General features: G+C 72.5%; 11 protein-coding genes. 2 read left to right on the plus strand and 9 right to left on the minus strand.

The window, feature by feature from the left end:
- Positions 1-76: 76 nt before the first annotated feature.
- The 6 genes from ACPU2J_RS02280 to ACPU2J_RS02305 form a co-directional block, all read right to left on the minus strand.
- The gene (locus ACPU2J_RS02280) at positions 77-1885 is read right to left on the minus strand and encodes an ABC transporter ATP-binding protein (RefSeq protein WP_423832622.1); all 1809 of its coding nucleotides are present in this window, start codon (positions 1883-1885) and stop codon (positions 77-79) included.
- A gap of 2 nt (positions 1886-1887) precedes the next feature.
- Positions 1888-2943, minus strand: a complete 1056-nt coding sequence (locus ACPU2J_RS02285) for an iron-siderophore ABC transporter substrate-binding protein (protein ID WP_420081966.1) — start codon at positions 2941-2943, stop codon at positions 1888-1890.
- Positions 2944-3057: 114 nt separating this feature from the next.
- Entirely contained in the window at positions 3058-3897 is an 840-nt protein-coding gene (locus ACPU2J_RS02290) for an ABC transporter ATP-binding protein (RefSeq protein ID WP_365491946.1), read from the minus strand.
- A 131-nt stretch (positions 3898-4028) separates the two neighbouring features.
- On the minus strand, positions 4029-5117 hold the full coding sequence (locus tag ACPU2J_RS02295; protein ID WP_423832623.1) for a FecCD family ABC transporter permease: 1089 nt from the start codon (positions 5115-5117) through the stop codon (positions 4029-4031).
- Complete coding sequence (locus ACPU2J_RS02300) at positions 5114-6172, minus strand: FecCD family ABC transporter permease (RefSeq protein WP_423832624.1); 1059 nt, start codon at positions 6170-6172, stop codon at positions 5114-5116. Before ACPU2J_RS02300 ends, ACPU2J_RS02295 begins: the two co-directional genes overlap by 4 nt.
- Before the next feature lie 67 nt (positions 6173-6239).
- Positions 6240-7595, minus strand: a complete 1356-nt coding sequence (locus ACPU2J_RS02305; protein ID WP_399819658.1) for a lysine N(6)-hydroxylase/L-ornithine N(5)-oxygenase family protein — start codon at positions 7593-7595, stop codon at positions 6240-6242.
- 312 nt (positions 7596-7907) lie between these two features.
- Between ACPU2J_RS02305 and ACPU2J_RS02310 the strand changes: the two genes are divergently transcribed.
- Positions 7908-8855, plus strand: a complete 948-nt coding sequence (locus tag ACPU2J_RS02310) for a methionyl-tRNA formyltransferase (protein WP_420081962.1) — start codon at positions 7908-7910, stop codon at positions 8853-8855.
- Between the two features lie 54 nt (positions 8856-8909).
- On the opposite strand, the gene ACPU2J_RS02315 is transcribed toward ACPU2J_RS02310, so the two are convergent.
- Positions 8910-9449 (minus strand): hypothetical protein, encoded by a 540-nt coding sequence (locus ACPU2J_RS02315; protein WP_420081961.1) that lies wholly within the window; start codon positions 9447-9449, stop codon positions 8910-8912.
- A gap of 272 nt (positions 9450-9721) precedes the next feature.
- On the opposite strand from ACPU2J_RS02315, the gene ACPU2J_RS02320 reads away from it, so the two are divergent.
- Positions 9722-11785, plus strand: coding sequence for a SpoIIE family protein phosphatase (locus ACPU2J_RS02320; RefSeq protein ID WP_420081960.1), 2064 nt, complete (start codon positions 9722-9724; stop codon positions 11783-11785).
- 9 nt (positions 11786-11794) lie between these two features.
- Here the strand turns inward: ACPU2J_RS02320 and ACPU2J_RS02325 are convergent, their stop codons facing one another.
- On the minus strand, positions 11795-12529 hold the full coding sequence (locus tag ACPU2J_RS02325) for a sortase domain-bontaining protein (RefSeq protein WP_423832625.1): 735 nt from the start codon (positions 12527-12529) through the stop codon (positions 11795-11797).
- Positions 12530-12912: 383 nt separating this feature from the next.
- Complete coding sequence (locus ACPU2J_RS02330; RefSeq protein WP_423832626.1) at positions 12913-14013, minus strand: sugar ABC transporter substrate-binding protein; 1101 nt, start codon at positions 14011-14013, stop codon at positions 12913-12915.
- Positions 14014-14190: the final 177 nt, after the last annotated feature.

Below are 14190 nucleotides of genomic sequence, written 5' to 3' on the forward strand. Positions count from 1 at the left end.
GAAGCCTCAACACCCTTTCCGGGTCAGCGGTTCGTCCAGCGGGGGTTCGGGGTGGGGCGGACGGGCGGGGGCGCGGCTAGCCGCCCTCGCGCCAGGCCCGCCACAGGCGTGCGTACCGGCCGCCCAGGGCGACCAGTTCCTCGTGAGTGCCCTGTTCCACGACGCGTCCGGCGTCGAGTACGGCGATCCGGTCCGCGGCCATCGCCTGGGTGAGCCGGTGGGCGACGAACAGGGTGGTACGTCCGGCGCAGGCGGCGAGGACGGCCCGTTCCAGCTCCGCCGCCCCCTCGCTGCCCGCCTCGGCGGTGGACTCGTCGAGCACCACGACCGGGGCGGCGCCCAGGACCAGCCGGGCCAGGGCGATCTGGGCGACCTTGGTGACGTCGAGGCGCTCGCCGCCCTCGCCGACCGCCGTGCGCAGGCCGTCGGGCAGGGCTTCCACCCAGGCGAGAGCGCCGACGGTGCGCAGGGCGTCCGTCAGCTCGGCGTCGGTGGCGGCGGGTGCGGCCAGCCGCAGGTCGTCGGCGAGCGGACCGGAGAACACGTGGGTCTCCTGGGTCAGGATGCTCACCATGGCCCGCGCGCCCGCCTCGTCCAGGTCCGCCAGGTCGGTGGTGCCGATGCGCACGGACCCGGCCCCGGGGGTGCCGATGCCGGCGATCAGGGCCGCCAGGGTGGACTTGCCGGCGCCGGTCGCCCCGACGAGCGCGAGGGAGCCGCCCGCCGGGATGGTCAGGTCCACGTCGTGCAGGACCGGTTCCTCGGTGTCGGGATAGGCGAAGGTGAGGCCCTTGACCGTCACGGGGTAGGGCGTCACGGGGTAGGGCGCTCCGCCGGGCGGTGCCTCGGCCGGGGTGCCCACCAGCCGTTCCTGCGCGGACTCCCCCAGCACCCCGACCAGCCGGGTCAGACTCGCGCCCGACTTCTGCGCCTCGTCGAAGGTGAACATGATGGAGCCGAGCGGGGTGAACAGCCGGTGGAAGAGGAGCGGGGCCGCGGACACCTCGCCGAGGGTGGCGGCGTCGGCCTCGAGCAGGGCGTACCCCACGACGATGATGAGGACCAGTCCGATGAACTCGGCCCGGTTCTCCCTGCCGACGAAGCGGCCGAAGAGCCGGAACACCTCGATGCCGAGCTCGCGCACCCGCCAGGACTCCGTGGTGACCTTCTCGCGCACGGCCCCCTCGAGGCGGTAGGCGCGGACGGTGTCGATCCCGTTCAGACCGCTGATCAGCGCCTGTGCCCGGTCGGCCTGGACGGCCCGCTGGCGGCGGTAGAGCGGGGCGGACCGGGGCAGGTACCAGCGCAGGGCGAAGGCGTAGGCGGGGAGGGCTCCGGCGCCGGCCAGGCCGAGGCGCCAGTCCAGGCCGAACATGCCGAGCGTGGCGATGGCGACGAGGACGCCCGCGGAGAACACGGTGGGCACGGCCGTGCGGATGCCCCGGGACAGCACGGCGACGTCGTCGCCGACCCGGGACAGCACGTCGCCGCGGCCGACCTGCTCGATCCGCGCGCTGGGCATGCCCAGTACCGCGCGGACGGCGCCTTCGCGCAGGGTGGCGAGCAGGTCGGCGCCCAGCCGCCCCACGAGGTACGTCGACAGGGCGGTGGCCGCCGCGCCGAGGGTCGCGGCGGCCACCATGAGCACCCCGGTCGTGACCAGGACGGAGCGCGGTCCGCCCGCGACCACCCCGTCCACGACCCGGCCGAGCAGGAGCAGCGGCAGGACCTGCAGCGCCGCTCCGCCGACGGTCGTGAGCACGGTGGCGGCCGTCAGCCACGGCCGTTCGCGGCAGTGGGACCGTACCCACCGGGCGGCCTCGCGTCCGGTGGTCGTGCGCAGGGTCGACGTCGGCGGGGCGACCCGCATGTCGGTGCCGCTCACACCTAACCGGCCGACTTGACGAGCTCGTCGATGGCGTAGGGCAGGGAGAGCAGGGTGCCCTGGGACATCGCCGCGCCGACCGCCGGGCCCTCGCTGTCCAGCAGGTAGGAGACCTTGCCGTTCTTGACGGCGGGCAGGTTGGCGAACAGCTCGGACTTCTTCAGGGCGTCGGTGTCGGCCTGGTCGTTGATGACGAAGATGCGGTCCACGTCGATCAGGTCCATGCGCTCCGGCGAGAGCGTGGTGTAGAACTTGCCGCCCGCGATCTTGTCGATCTCGGTCTGGTAGGTGTAGCCGATGCCGGTGACCAGGCGGCCGCGGACGTCGGTGGAGGTGAAGGGGGCCGCGGCGTCCTTGTACCAGGAGAGCGCGACGGCCTTCTGGCCGGCGAACGCGGGGTGCGCCTTCTTGGCGGCGTCGAGCTTGTCCTGGATGCCCTTGATCAGTTCGGCGCCCTTGGCCTCCTGGCCCAGCGCCTTGGAGATGTGCAGGGCGTTGTCCTGCCAGGGGGCGCTGAACGGCTCCTTCTCGGCCTTGGTCCGCCCGACGGTCGGGGCGATCTTGGAGAGCTTGTCGTAGGCCGCCTGGTCGATCTCGGAGTAGACCGCGATGATCAGGTCGGGGCGCAGTGCGGCGATCTTCTCGTAGTTGGGGCCGGTGTCGCCGTTGTTCATGACGACCTCGGGGCGGGTGTCCCCCCACTTGTCCTTCACCCACGGCCACTGGGTGTTGATGTCGGGGGAGGTGCCGGGCGGGTTCGGGTACTGGTCGACCATGCCGACCGGCTTGATGCCGAGGGCCAGGACGGCCTGGTCGTCGGTGTAGCCCACCGAGACGACCCGCTGGGGGGCCTTGGCCACCTTCGTGGTGCCGAACGCGTGCTCGACGGTGGCCGGGAAGGTGCCGGCCGCGGCGGGGGTGCCGTCGCTCTTCTTGTCCGCCTGGTCCGTGGAGCCGGAACCGCACCCGGCCAGGAGGCCGGCGCCCAGGGCCGCGGCGGACAGTGCCGCCACCAGTCGCCGCCGGGAGTTCGTACGCACCGTGTGCCGGAGAAGCATCCGCAATCCCTTGCTTTCGTGCCATCCATTGCCGTTCCCGCCCGAGGGCAGGCAAACCCTACCGCACCCAACTGAGGCTAGCCTAGCCTTACTTGGGGTGGAACTTTGTGCGGCTCACCCGAGGTCGACGTGGGTGCGGCCGATCGGGACGATCAGCGGCCGGTCCCCCACCGGGTCGTCGATCACCTTGGCGCGCAGCCCGAACGCCTCCAGCAGCAGCTCGGCGGTGATCACCTCCCGGGGGTGGCCCTGGGCCAGGATCGAGCCCGCCTTCATGACCACGAGGTTGTCGCTGTACCGGGTGGCCAGGTTGAGGTCGTGCAGCACCATGACCACCGTGCACCCCGCCTCGTGCAGGTCGTCCACGAGGTCCAGCACGTCGATCGCGTGCGCCAGGTCCAGGTACGTCGTCGGCTCGTCGAGGAGCAGCAGGTCGGTGCCCTGGGCCAGGGTCATGGAGATCCACACCCGCTGGCGCTGACCGCCGGACAGGGCGTCCACGGGCCGGTCCGCGAGGTCGGAGACCCCGGTCATCGCGAGGGCCCGCTCCACCACGGCGGCGTCGTCGGAGGACCACTGCCGCAGCCAGCTCTGGTGCGGATGCCGGCCTCGCGCGACCAGGTCGGCCACGGTGAGCCCCTCGGGGGCGACGGGCGTCTGGGGCAGCAGCCCCATCTTCTTGGCCACGTCCCGGGTCCGGAGCGTCGCGATGTCGTCGCCGTCCAGGACGACCTGACCACTGGTCGGTTTGAGCAGGCGGGAAAGGGTGCGCAACAGCGTCGACTTGCCGCAGCCGTTGGACCCGATGATCGTGGTGATCACTCCGGGCGGGATCTCCACGTGCAGGTCGTCGATGACGCTGCGGGCGCCGTACCCGACCGTGACACCCCGCGCCACGAGGCGTGCGGTGCCACCGGTCCCGGACGCGGCGTGCGTGATGTGCTGAACGGCCACTGGTTCCCCCGATGTCGGCGTGTGATGAGGTGCAGGTTCTGGCGCAGGGATGCGGGACGGGACGGTCGGTCGGGCCGGGACGCGCCCGCCCCGCGGGCGGAGCCCGGCCGCCCGGCCGGGGACGGAGGGGGTCAGCGCAGGTTCGCCCGCACCAGGAGGTAGATGAGGAAGGGACCGCCGACGGCGGCGGTGACGACACCCACCGGAAGGGTGATCGGCAGCGCCGTACGGGCGACCAGGTCGGCGCCGATCAGCAGCAGCGCCCCCACCGCCCCCGAGGCCACCAGCGGCGGCGTGGGGGATTTCACCAGCCTCATCGCCACCTGCGGGGCCACGAGCGCGACGAAGGGGACCGGACCCGCCGCACTCACGGCCACGCCCGCCAGCAGGACCGCGCACAGCAGCAGGACCGCCCGTACGGCCGTGTACCGGACGCCGAGCCCGGCGGCCACCTCGTCCCCGAGGTGCAGGGGCCGGAACTGGAAGGCGGCGGCCGCCACGACCACCACCAGGACGGCCGTGCACCACAGCGCGACCCCGATGTCCTCCCACGACCGGTTGTCCAGCGACCCGATCAGCCAGGCCTGCGCCCGGGCCACGTCCCGGATGTCGGCCTGGACCAGCAACCAGGTCGTCACGGCCTCCATGACGGCGCTCACCGAGATGCCGATGAGGATCAGCCGGAAGCCGTCGATGCCCCGTCGCCAGGCCAGGAAGTACACGAGCAGACCGGTGCCGAGACCACCCGCGAGAGCGGCGCCGGAAAGACCCACGGAGTTGACGACCACGGCCGCCGTCCCGCCGGAGACCGTCACCAGGAAGACGGCGACCGCGCCGGCGCCGCCGGTGATGCCCAGGATGTCCGGGCTGGCCAGGGGGTTGCGGGCGACGGACTGGGTGACGGCCCCGGACACGCCGAGCGCGACACCGACGACGAGCCCGGCGAGGGCGCGCGGCATCCGCAGGTCCATGACGACGAACTCGTCCACCTGCTCCCCGCCGCCCAGGATCGTGGCGACCACCCGGGACAGGCCGATCGGGAACTCCCCGACGCCGATGGACAGGCAGAAGACCAGGAAGGTGGCCGCCGCCAGCAGCAGCGTCACGCACACCGGCCACGGCCGCCACACGAACGACACCGTACCGAGCCGCACTCCGGGCGCCACCACCGACGTGGCCCCGGCCGGACTGATGGCCGTCTTCATCTCGACCCCGCTCATGCGCTCTTGAACTTTCCGCGCCACACCATGAACGCGAAGGACGGGGCGCCGAGCAGCGCCACGACGACCCCCGCGTCCAGCTCTCCCGGCCGCACCACCAGGCGGCCCGCGATGTCGCAGACCAGGAGGACGATCGCACCCAGCAGGCCCGCGTACGGCACGAGCCAGCGGTAGTCCGGCCCGGTCAGCCGGCGTGCCACGTGGGCCACCATGAGGCCGAGGAAGGCGATGGGGCCGCACGCCGCCGTCGCCGCCCCGGCCAGCAGGGTGATGGCGACGATGCCGACGGCCCGGGTCAGCGCGATGTTGACCCCGAGGCCGCGTGCCACGTCGTCGCCGAGGTTGAGCAGGTTGACGGCGGGCAGCGTGGTGAGGGCCAGCACCAGCCCGGCGGCGACGAACGCGGTCACCGGCCAGATGACGCCGAAGCCGACGCCGGCCACCGAGCCGGCGTTCCAGAAGCGCAGGGCGTTCAGCGACGCCTGGTCCGACAGCGCGACCGCCGTGGTCATGGCCGCCAGGAACACGGTGACCCCCTGCCCGGCCAGGGCGAGGGTCAGCGGGTTGCCGGCCCCGTGCCCGATGCTGGCCAGTCCGAACACGACGACGCCGGCGACCGCCGCCCCGAGGAAGGCGAACCAGACGTACTGGAAGGGATCGGCGAACCCGAACGCCGCGATGACCGTCACCACCGCGAACGAGGCCCCCGAGTTGACTCCGAGCAGTCCGGTGTCGGCGATCGGGTTGCGGGTGCAGCCCTGGATGAGCGCACCTGCGACCCCCAGGGCCACGCCCGCCACGACCGCGAGCACCGTACGGGGCACGCGCACCGTCTGCACGATGAGTCTGATGTCGGTGAGCCGCTGGTCCGGGTCGGGCGCGGCCGTCAGACCGTGCCACACCTCCCCCGGGCCCAGTGCGCGGGCGCCGACGGCCAACGACACCACCACCGCGCCCAGAAGGATCGTGATGAGCGTGAGGGACCCTACAACTCGCCGCCGACGGAGCGCCGTTGTGCCCTTGGGCGCGGGGCGCTCGACTGCAATCGTGCCCATGTCGCTGTACGTTACCCTTCGATCTCCCGGCGGAAGCACGCTCGGCGGAACTGCCACCGCGGCCCTGCTAGCGGGCCGCGCTGCCCGAACCGTCCGCCACGGTCCGGGCCTCGTCGGCGCCGGCCTTGCGGCCCCGGCCGACCAGCGAGTCCAGGATCTCCCCGACCCTGATGGCGGTGTTGGACAGCAGGGACGACGTGATGCCGTGCGTGTGCTCGGTGCCGCCCTGTACGTAGATCCCGCACCGCAGGGCGGGGTCGGTGGCGATGCGGTAGTCGCGCTCGACGCGGACGCGGCCGGCCCCGTCGCGCAGGCAGCGGTCGGCGACCTCGCCGAGCAGGCCGAGCGGGTCGGCGGGGCGGTATCCGGTGGCGAAGACCACGACGTCCGCGTCCAGGGAGGTCTCCTCGCCGGTGACGAGGGACTGCACGGTGGCGTGCACCGTGGCCCGCGATTCCCGGACGCCGGTCAGGCGGGAGACGTTGAGGAAGCGCAGCCGCTCGGTGCCGAGGACCTTCTCCTGGTACATCTGCCGGTACAGCTCCTCGATCAGGTCGATGTCGACCACCGAGTAGTTGGTGTTGCCGTGGTAGTCCATGAGCCTGCGCTTGACGTCCTCCGGGGCGGCGAAGAACTCGTCCACCGCCTCCGGGTCGAAGATCCGGTTGGCGAAGCTGCTGTCGTCGGCGGGGCTGTAGCCGTACCGGGAGAAGACCGCGCAGACCTCGGCCCGGGGGAAACGGCGGTGCAGGTAGGCGACGTTCTCGGCGGCGCTCTGTCCGGCGCCGACCACGACGAACCGGGAGGGCGCGGTGCCTTCGAGGGCCTCGACCTTGGAGAGCAGGTCGCAGTTGTGCCAGACGCGGTCGGTGCGCTCGACCCCTTCCGGCATGAGGGGGCGCAGGCCGGTGCCGATGACCAGGTTGCGGGCGCGGTGGAGGGCGAGCCCCTCCGCCGACCGGACCGTCACGTCCAGGTGTTCGACCGTTCCGTCCCGGACGACGGGGGTGACTCCCACGACCTCGTGGCCGTAGGACACCATGTCGTCGACCTGGTCCGCGGCCCACTCGAAGTAGTCGTGGAACTCGACCCGTAACGGGAAGAGGTTCTTGTGGTTGATGAAGTCGATCAGCCGCCCCCTGCTCTTGAGGTAGCAGAGGAAGCTGAAGTCGCTGGCCGGGTTGCGGAGCGTCACCAGGTCCTTGAGGAAGGACACCTGCATGGTCGCGTCGTCGATGAGCATTCCCCGGTGCCAGCCGAAGCGCGGCTGCTGTTCGAAGAAGTGAGCGGTCATCACCTCCTGCCGGTCGACACGTGCGTTGTACTCGCTGACCGCGATCGCCATGGCCACGTTGGACGGCCCGAAGCCGATGCCAATCAGATCGTGGACCACCGGGGCGTCGCCAGGACGAGCCTGTGCCATGTCACTCCCATCGTGCGTGGGGGCAGCCGCCGCGCCGGGCGGGCGCGCGGCGGTCGGTCGGGCATCGGGAAGCAGCGGGGTCGGCGGAGGGGAGGCGATGCCCGGAAGCCGGGCACGCCGACGGAGCCGGGACCCGGAACTTAGGCAAGGCTAAGCTCATTTGGTGGGGGCTGTCGATAGACAAAACGGGCAGACGACGCTGCAGGGATCGCCGACGGGCCGTCAACTCTCGCACAAGAAGGCGCCATTGCACGCTTAGGCAAGCCTTGCTTTACTCGACCGCATCCAGCCCCTGCTTCGAGGAGGAAGCCCATGCGGGTCGTCATGTTCGGTTACCAGACCTGGGGGCACCGCACCCTGCGAGCCCTCCTGGACTCCGAGCACGACGTGGTGCTGGTCGTGACGCACCCCAAGAGCGAGCACGTCTACGAGAAGATCTGGAGCGACTCGGTCGCCGATCTCGCCGAGGAGCACGGCGTCCCGGTGGTCCTGCGCAACCGGCCGGACGACGACGAGCTGTTCGAGCGCCTCGAGGAGGCGGATCCCGACATCATCGTCGCCAACAACTGGCGCACCTGGCTCCCCCCGCGCGTCTTCGGCCTGCCCCGTCACGGCACCCTGAACGTCCACGACTCGCTGCTGCCGAAGTACGCCGGTTTCTCGCCCCTGATCTGGGCCCTGATCAACGGGGAGACGGAGGTCGGCGTCACGGCGCACATGATGAACGAGGAGCTCGACGCCGGGGACATCGTGCGCCAGGAGGCCGTGCCCGTCGGGCCCAGGGACACCGCCACCGACCTCTTCCACCGGACCGTCGACCTGATCGGCCCGGTCACGGTCGGCGCGCTCGACCTGATCGCCGCGGGGCGCACCGACTTCACCCGGCAGGACCGCAGCCGGGCCAGCTTCTTCCACAAGCGGTCCGTGGAGGACAGCCGGATCGACTGGACCTGGCCCGCGGAGGACCTGGACCGCCTGGTCAGGGCCCAGTCCGAGCCCTATCCGAGCGCCTTCACCTTCCACCGGGGCCGACGGCTGGACGTGCTGGCCGCCCGCGTCTCGGAGGGCCGGTACGGCGGCACGCCCGGCCGCATCTTCTACCGCGAGGGCGAGGGCGTGGTGATCGTCGCGGGGGCGGACGCCCGTACCGGCCGCAACCACGGCCTGGCCATCACCCGCGTCCGGACCGAGGACGGCCGCGAACTGCCGGCCGCGGAGTACTTCACGACGATGGGCGGCTACCTGACCGGCCGGCCCTGAGACCGGCGCGCCGCGGGTCGCACCCGGGGCCGGGGCGACCCGCGGCGTTCCGTATCAGCGGAAGAGCATCGAGGCGTCACCGGCCGGGGTGGCCACCGAGCCGGGACACAGGAAGCTGCCCGAGGTCTTGGCGGCGGTGAAGGCCCGGTTGACGTACTTCCGGGTCGTCGCGTCGCGGTCCCACACGATGTTCGTCGCCTTGTAGCGACAGGAGATGAAGCTCAGTTTCCCGGTGACGTCGATCAGGTCGGTCCGCGCCGTGCCCGCGGCGTCGTCGAAGGTGAACGCGGGACTGTTGTTGAGCGTCGCGGCGATGCCCCCGCCGCAGGCGAGGTTGCCTCCCGGCGCGTTGACCGTGGCGCGGTCGACCGTCAGGGCGCTGGGCGGCGCCGCGCTGGTGGTGGCGTTGGTCCAGCTGCAGCTGTTGCCGGCGACCACCATCACGCCGTCGACCTTCAGGTCGGCGGCGGGGCCGGCCGCGACGGCGGTCGCGGTGCCGGCGAAGGCCGCCGCGACGACGAGGGCCGCGGTCGCGGCGCTCCGTGCCGTGCGGGTGGTCAGGGTGCTGCGGGTGGTGCGGGCGATGTGCCTCATGGTGCGCTCCTCCATGCCACGTGCTGGTGGGGGTGGGCGAGGCGCTGGGCCTCTCAGGGGGTGCGGAGTGCGTGCGGGGAGAGTCCCACAGCCGCCGTGAAGTGTCAGGAGCATGCCACCCCGATTCCGGGATTTGGCCGGAATTACCGCTCGGTAGCCGATCTCTCCGCGACCCGTCCGGCCGGACACCACCAGGCCACGCGCCCCATCGCCGGGTCCACCCCCGCATCCGCGGGCACAATGAGTGGAGACCTCGACCGAAAGGGGTTGCCATGCCATCGGACCGGCCCGGGGGCACGGACAGCCCTGGTCCGATCCGGTCCGAGCCCGGTTCCCTGCTGGAGCACGTGCCCGTGGCCGTCTTCGGCGTCGACGCCGACGAACGGCTGCGCTACTGGGGCCCCGGAGCCCGCCACCTCTTCGGCTACGAGGCCTCCGAGGTGCTCTCCCGCCCCGCTTCGCTGCTGTTCCCCGAACCGGCCCCCGGGGACCCCGGCGGGGCCTCCCGCCTGGTGGAACGCGGCCGCAGCCTGGGGTACTGGCGCGCCCGGCTCCCCGCGCGGCACCGGGACACCGGGGTCTTCGACTGCGGCTTCCGCGTCTTCCCGGTGACGGGTGCCACCGGCGACTCGGTGGTCATGGGCCTGGCGAGCCGGGGTGACGAGCTCGACCGGGTCAAGACGAACCTGGTCTTCCTGGACGCCCTCTTCGAGACCTGCCCGATCGGCCTGGTCATGCTCGACGACGAGCTGCGCTACGTCCACCTCAACCAGGTCCTGGCCGACATGGACGGCCTGCCCGTCCGGGAGCACCTGGGGCGGCGCATGACCGACATCATGATCACTTCCGACGGGGGCGAGTACGACCGGATGCTGCGGGCCGTCGCCGAGCACGGCCGCCCGCTGGTGGGCGCGCTGGTCGGGCTGCGCACCCCGGGCCGGCCCGACCGCGACCAGGTGCGGTCGGTCAGCTTCTTCCCGCTGAGCGGCGCGGGCGACACCCGGCCCGGTGTGGGCGGCCTGCTCGTGGATGTCACCGACCGCGAACAGGCGCTCCTGGAGGCCACGGCCGCCCGGCAGCGGCTGGACCTGCTGGACCGGGCCGCGGCCCGGGTGGGCACCACCCTGGACGTGCAGGTCACCGCGCGGGAGCTGGTCGACGCCGTGGTGCCCGGATTCTGCGACGGCGCCGTGGTGGAGCTGGTCGAGTGGATCGACGAGACGCAGCCCTTCGACCCGGCCCTGCCGCTGGTCACCCGGCGGATCGCGGCCGGCACGGTGCTCCCTCCTCCCGGCCCCGAGCTCGTCGGCGGCCGGGAGCTGATCACGTACCCGCCGGGCTCCGGCATCCACGAGATGCTGAACACCGGGCGCCCCCTCCACGTCCTCGTGGACGAGGGGTTCGCCACCCGGACCGCCGCACACCAGAGCCGGGCGCGCCTGCTGCTGGAGAGCGGGCTGCGGTGCATCGTCATCGCCCCGCTGATCGCACGGGGCACCGTCCAGGGCATCACCATGTTCGGCCGGGGCGGGGCCCGGCCGTCCTTCACCGAGCAGGACGTCACCCTGGCCGGCGAGCTCTCCTCCCGCGCCGCGCTCTGCCTGGACAACGCGCGCCTCTACGGCCGGGTCCAGGACATCGCGCTGACCCTCCAGCGCGCGCTGCTCCCCAGCGCCGTCAGCTCCGGGCCCCGGGTGGCCGTCGCGCACCGCTACCTGCCGGGCAGCCGGATCACCGAGGTCGGGGGCGACTGGTACGACGTGATCCACCTGCCGGACGGACGGGTCGCCCTCGTCGTCGGTGACGTGATGGGCCACGGCGTGCCCGCCGCCGCCTCCATGGGCCGACTGCGCATCACCGCCAAGGCGCTGGCCACCCACGTCCCCGACCCGGGCAGCCTGCTCGCCGAACTGGACCGGTGCGCCCAGGAGTCGGGCATCGAGCTGGCCACCTGCCTGTACCTCGTCCACGACCCGCGCACCGGGCGCGCCCGCGTCGCCAACGCCGGGCACCCGCCGGCCCTGGTGCGCCACCCCGACGGCAGCGTCCGCGCCGTCGGCGAGGGGCTGGGGATTCCGCTCGGGGTCGGCGGCGTCCCCTTCCGGTCCGTGGACGTCGAGCTCCCGGAGGGCGCCGTCCTGGCGCTGTACACCGACGGCCTGGTCGAGGCCCGCGGCGCGGACATCCAGGCCGGTCTGGACGCGCTGCGGGAGCAGCTGCGCACGGCGACCGGCCCGCTGGAGGAGAGCGCCGACCGCATCCTGGCGGACCTGCTCCCCGACGGGGCGAGCGACGACACCGTCCTGGTCCTGGCCCGGATCCTGCCGGCCGGGTGACGCGGCGACCTAGGGAGCCGGGGCGGTGCCGCGCAGGACGCCGATCTTGTCGATGCGGTGCTCGGGGTTGCCCTGCGCGTCGCTCCAGAAGTTGCCCACCGCGTGGTCCTCGGGGGTGGCGCAGGTGGAGATCGTGATCATGGCCTGCGTCGGGGCGGCTCCCGGCGAGCCGGGCACCGCGGCCCGCTGCTCGTCGAGCGAGCGCTGCGACCGGAAGGACGTGGTGCGGGTGGCCACGATCTCGTAGGTGTACTTGACGCCCCCCGCGGTGACCGACACCGTGTCGCCCTCCCGCACCGCGGGCAGGTCGCGCAGCGGTCCGCCCGCGGACAGCCGGTGCGCGGTGACCAGGTAGTTGCCTACCTGGCCGGGGCCGACGCCGCCGCCGGCCCCGTACGGGCTGGCGGCCAGCCCGCGGTCCTGGATGCGGGTCCCCGGCACGTCGTCGGTGGTCCCCTCGTACGGCTCCACGCGCAGCCCCGACACGCCTGCGGACGGTATGGACAGCAAGGCGGGGCGGGGAGCGGGCACCGGGGCGGAGGCGGGTCCGGAAGCGGGAACGGGCGCGGCCGGCGACCCCGGCGGGGCGGCCGGCGCGGCGGTGGGCGGCGCGGACCGGTGGGTGACGGTGGCCGGGCCGCCGGCGGCGGCGGACGGTCCGCACGCCGCCAGCAGGGCGACGACGGCGCCGGCGAGGACGGCGAGGACGGCGGGAACGGCACGGGGCGGGAACGGCAGGGGCATGGGCGTGGTCCGTGTCGGTCGGTGGACCGGGCCGGCGGCAGGTGGGGGGTGACCCGGTACGCCGGGCCAGAGTGACATGCGGAGCAAGAGGTCCATAAGGGTCCGTACCTGTGACGTCCCTCCCCGTCGGCCCGTGGGAGCGGCGCGGGTGCGAGCCGCTCGGGCGACGGCCGGCGGCCTGCGCGGAGCAGCGACGGCGTGGCGTGCGGCGCGGCGCGCGGCCGCACCCCACCATCGACGGGTGACGGCCCGACCGGCCGTCACCCCGGTGCCGCCCGGGAGCGGCCGGCACCCGCGGCGCGAAGCCCCCGACCCCGAGCCACGGGACCTCGCGCCGCCCCCGTCCCGCCGGCCCGTCCCGGGCACCGGCGTCCGCGCGGGACTCAGGTCAGGCCGATCTCCGCGCAGGCCGCCCTGAGCCGGTCGGTGCAGATCTCCTCGACCGTGTAGACCCCGTCGTCGATCACGGTGGACTTGATGTTGCTCCGGGTGAGCACGACACCGGGGACCAGCACGGACGGCACCCGCTTGGTGGTCGGGCTGTCGACGAGCTCGTTGATGATGCCGTCGATCTTCTGGCCCTTGGCGAGGGCGACGGCCATCTCGGCGGCGGCCGCCGCCTCCGGCGCGTACCTCTTGTACACGCTCATGTGCTGCTCGCCCGCCACGATGCGCTGCACGCCCGCGAGTTCGGCGTCCTGGCCGGTGATCGGGGGCAGGCTGGTGACCCCGGCCGCCTTGAGGGCCGCGACGATGCCGCCCGCCATTCCGTCGTTGGCCGAGTAGACGCCCACGACCCGGCCCTTGCCGAGCGCGGAGAGCGCGGCCGCCATGTTGGCGGTGGCGTTCTCCGGCTTCCAGTCGACGGTGTCGTACTCCTTGCCGATGGTCACCTTGCCGTCGAGGACGGCGTGGGCGGCGGCCTTGAACTGCTTGGCGTTCGGGTCGGTGACCGAGCCGTTCATCATGACGATCTGGCCGCTGTCGGCCTTGGCACCCAGCGCGTCGAGCAGGGCCTTGGCCTGGAGCTGGCCCACGTCCTCGTTGTCGAAGGAGGTGTAGGCGTCGATCGGGCCCTCGGCCAGCCGGTCGTAGGCGACGACGGGGATGCCGGCTTCCTTGGCCTTCGCGATCGAGCCGGCGACGGCCTTGGAATCGACCGCGTCGATGATCAGGACGTCCACCTTTTTGGCGATCATCGCGGCGATCTGGGAATTCTGCGCGACCGCATCCTGCTTGGCATTGGCGTAGACCACTTCGCCCTTGCCGCGGGTGAGTTTGCCGACTTCCTTTTCGATGAGCGGCTTGTCGAACTTCTCGTAGCGGGCGGTCTGGTCCTCGGGGAGGAGCAGACCGACCTTGATGGCGTCGCCCTTTTCCGATCCGTCCGCTCCCTCTCCGCCCCCGCCTCCGCAGGCTGCGAGCGACGCGATGACGGACCCGGCGACGGCGGATATGACGACACGCCTCAGATGCGCGTTCACGATGTAAACCTCCCTGACGAGGCCGTGTCCTTGCGGCCGAGGTAGAGGCAGTCAACTGGGCAAGGAGGTCTTCGTCAAGAAGTGAATTGTTAACGGGATGGCAACGTTGCCATCGCTGACCGTACTCGCGCAATTCAACCTTTCCGCTGCCTTTTCCCCACCATTTCCCCTGCCCCA

The sequence above is a fragment of the Streptomyces manipurensis genome (assembly GCF_049570255.1).
GTDB lineage: Bacteria > Actinomycetota > Actinomycetes > Streptomycetales > Streptomycetaceae > Streptomyces > Streptomyces manipurensis.

Coding starts and splice junctions, on each gene's coding strand:
- ACPU2J_RS02315 (WP_420081961.1), bottom strand. CDS start 9,449: ATGAGGCACATCGCCCGCACCACCCGCAGCACCCTGACCACCCGCACG.
- ACPU2J_RS02285 (WP_420081966.1), bottom strand. CDS start 2,943: ATGCTTCTCCGGCACACGGTGCGTACGAACTCCCGGCGGCGACTGGTG.
- ACPU2J_RS02295 (WP_423832623.1), bottom strand. CDS start 5,117: ATGAGCGGGGTCGAGATGAAGACGGCCATCAGTCCGGCCGGGGCCACG.
- ACPU2J_RS02300 (WP_423832624.1), bottom strand. CDS start 6,172: ATGGGCACGATTGCAGTCGAGCGCCCCGCGCCCAAGGGCACAACGGCG.
- ACPU2J_RS02305 (WP_399819658.1), bottom strand. CDS start 7,595: ATGGCACAGGCTCGTCCTGGCGACGCCCCGGTGGTCCACGATCTGATT.
- ACPU2J_RS02325 (WP_423832625.1), bottom strand. CDS start 12,529: ATGCCCCTGCCGTTCCCGCCCCGTGCCGTTCCCGCCGTCCTCGCCGTC.
- ACPU2J_RS02320 (WP_420081960.1), top strand. CDS start 9,722: ATGCCATCGGACCGGCCCGGGGGCACGGACAGCCCTGGTCCGATCCGG.
- ACPU2J_RS02310 (WP_420081962.1), top strand. CDS start 7,908: ATGCGGGTCGTCATGTTCGGTTACCAGACCTGGGGGCACCGCACCCTG.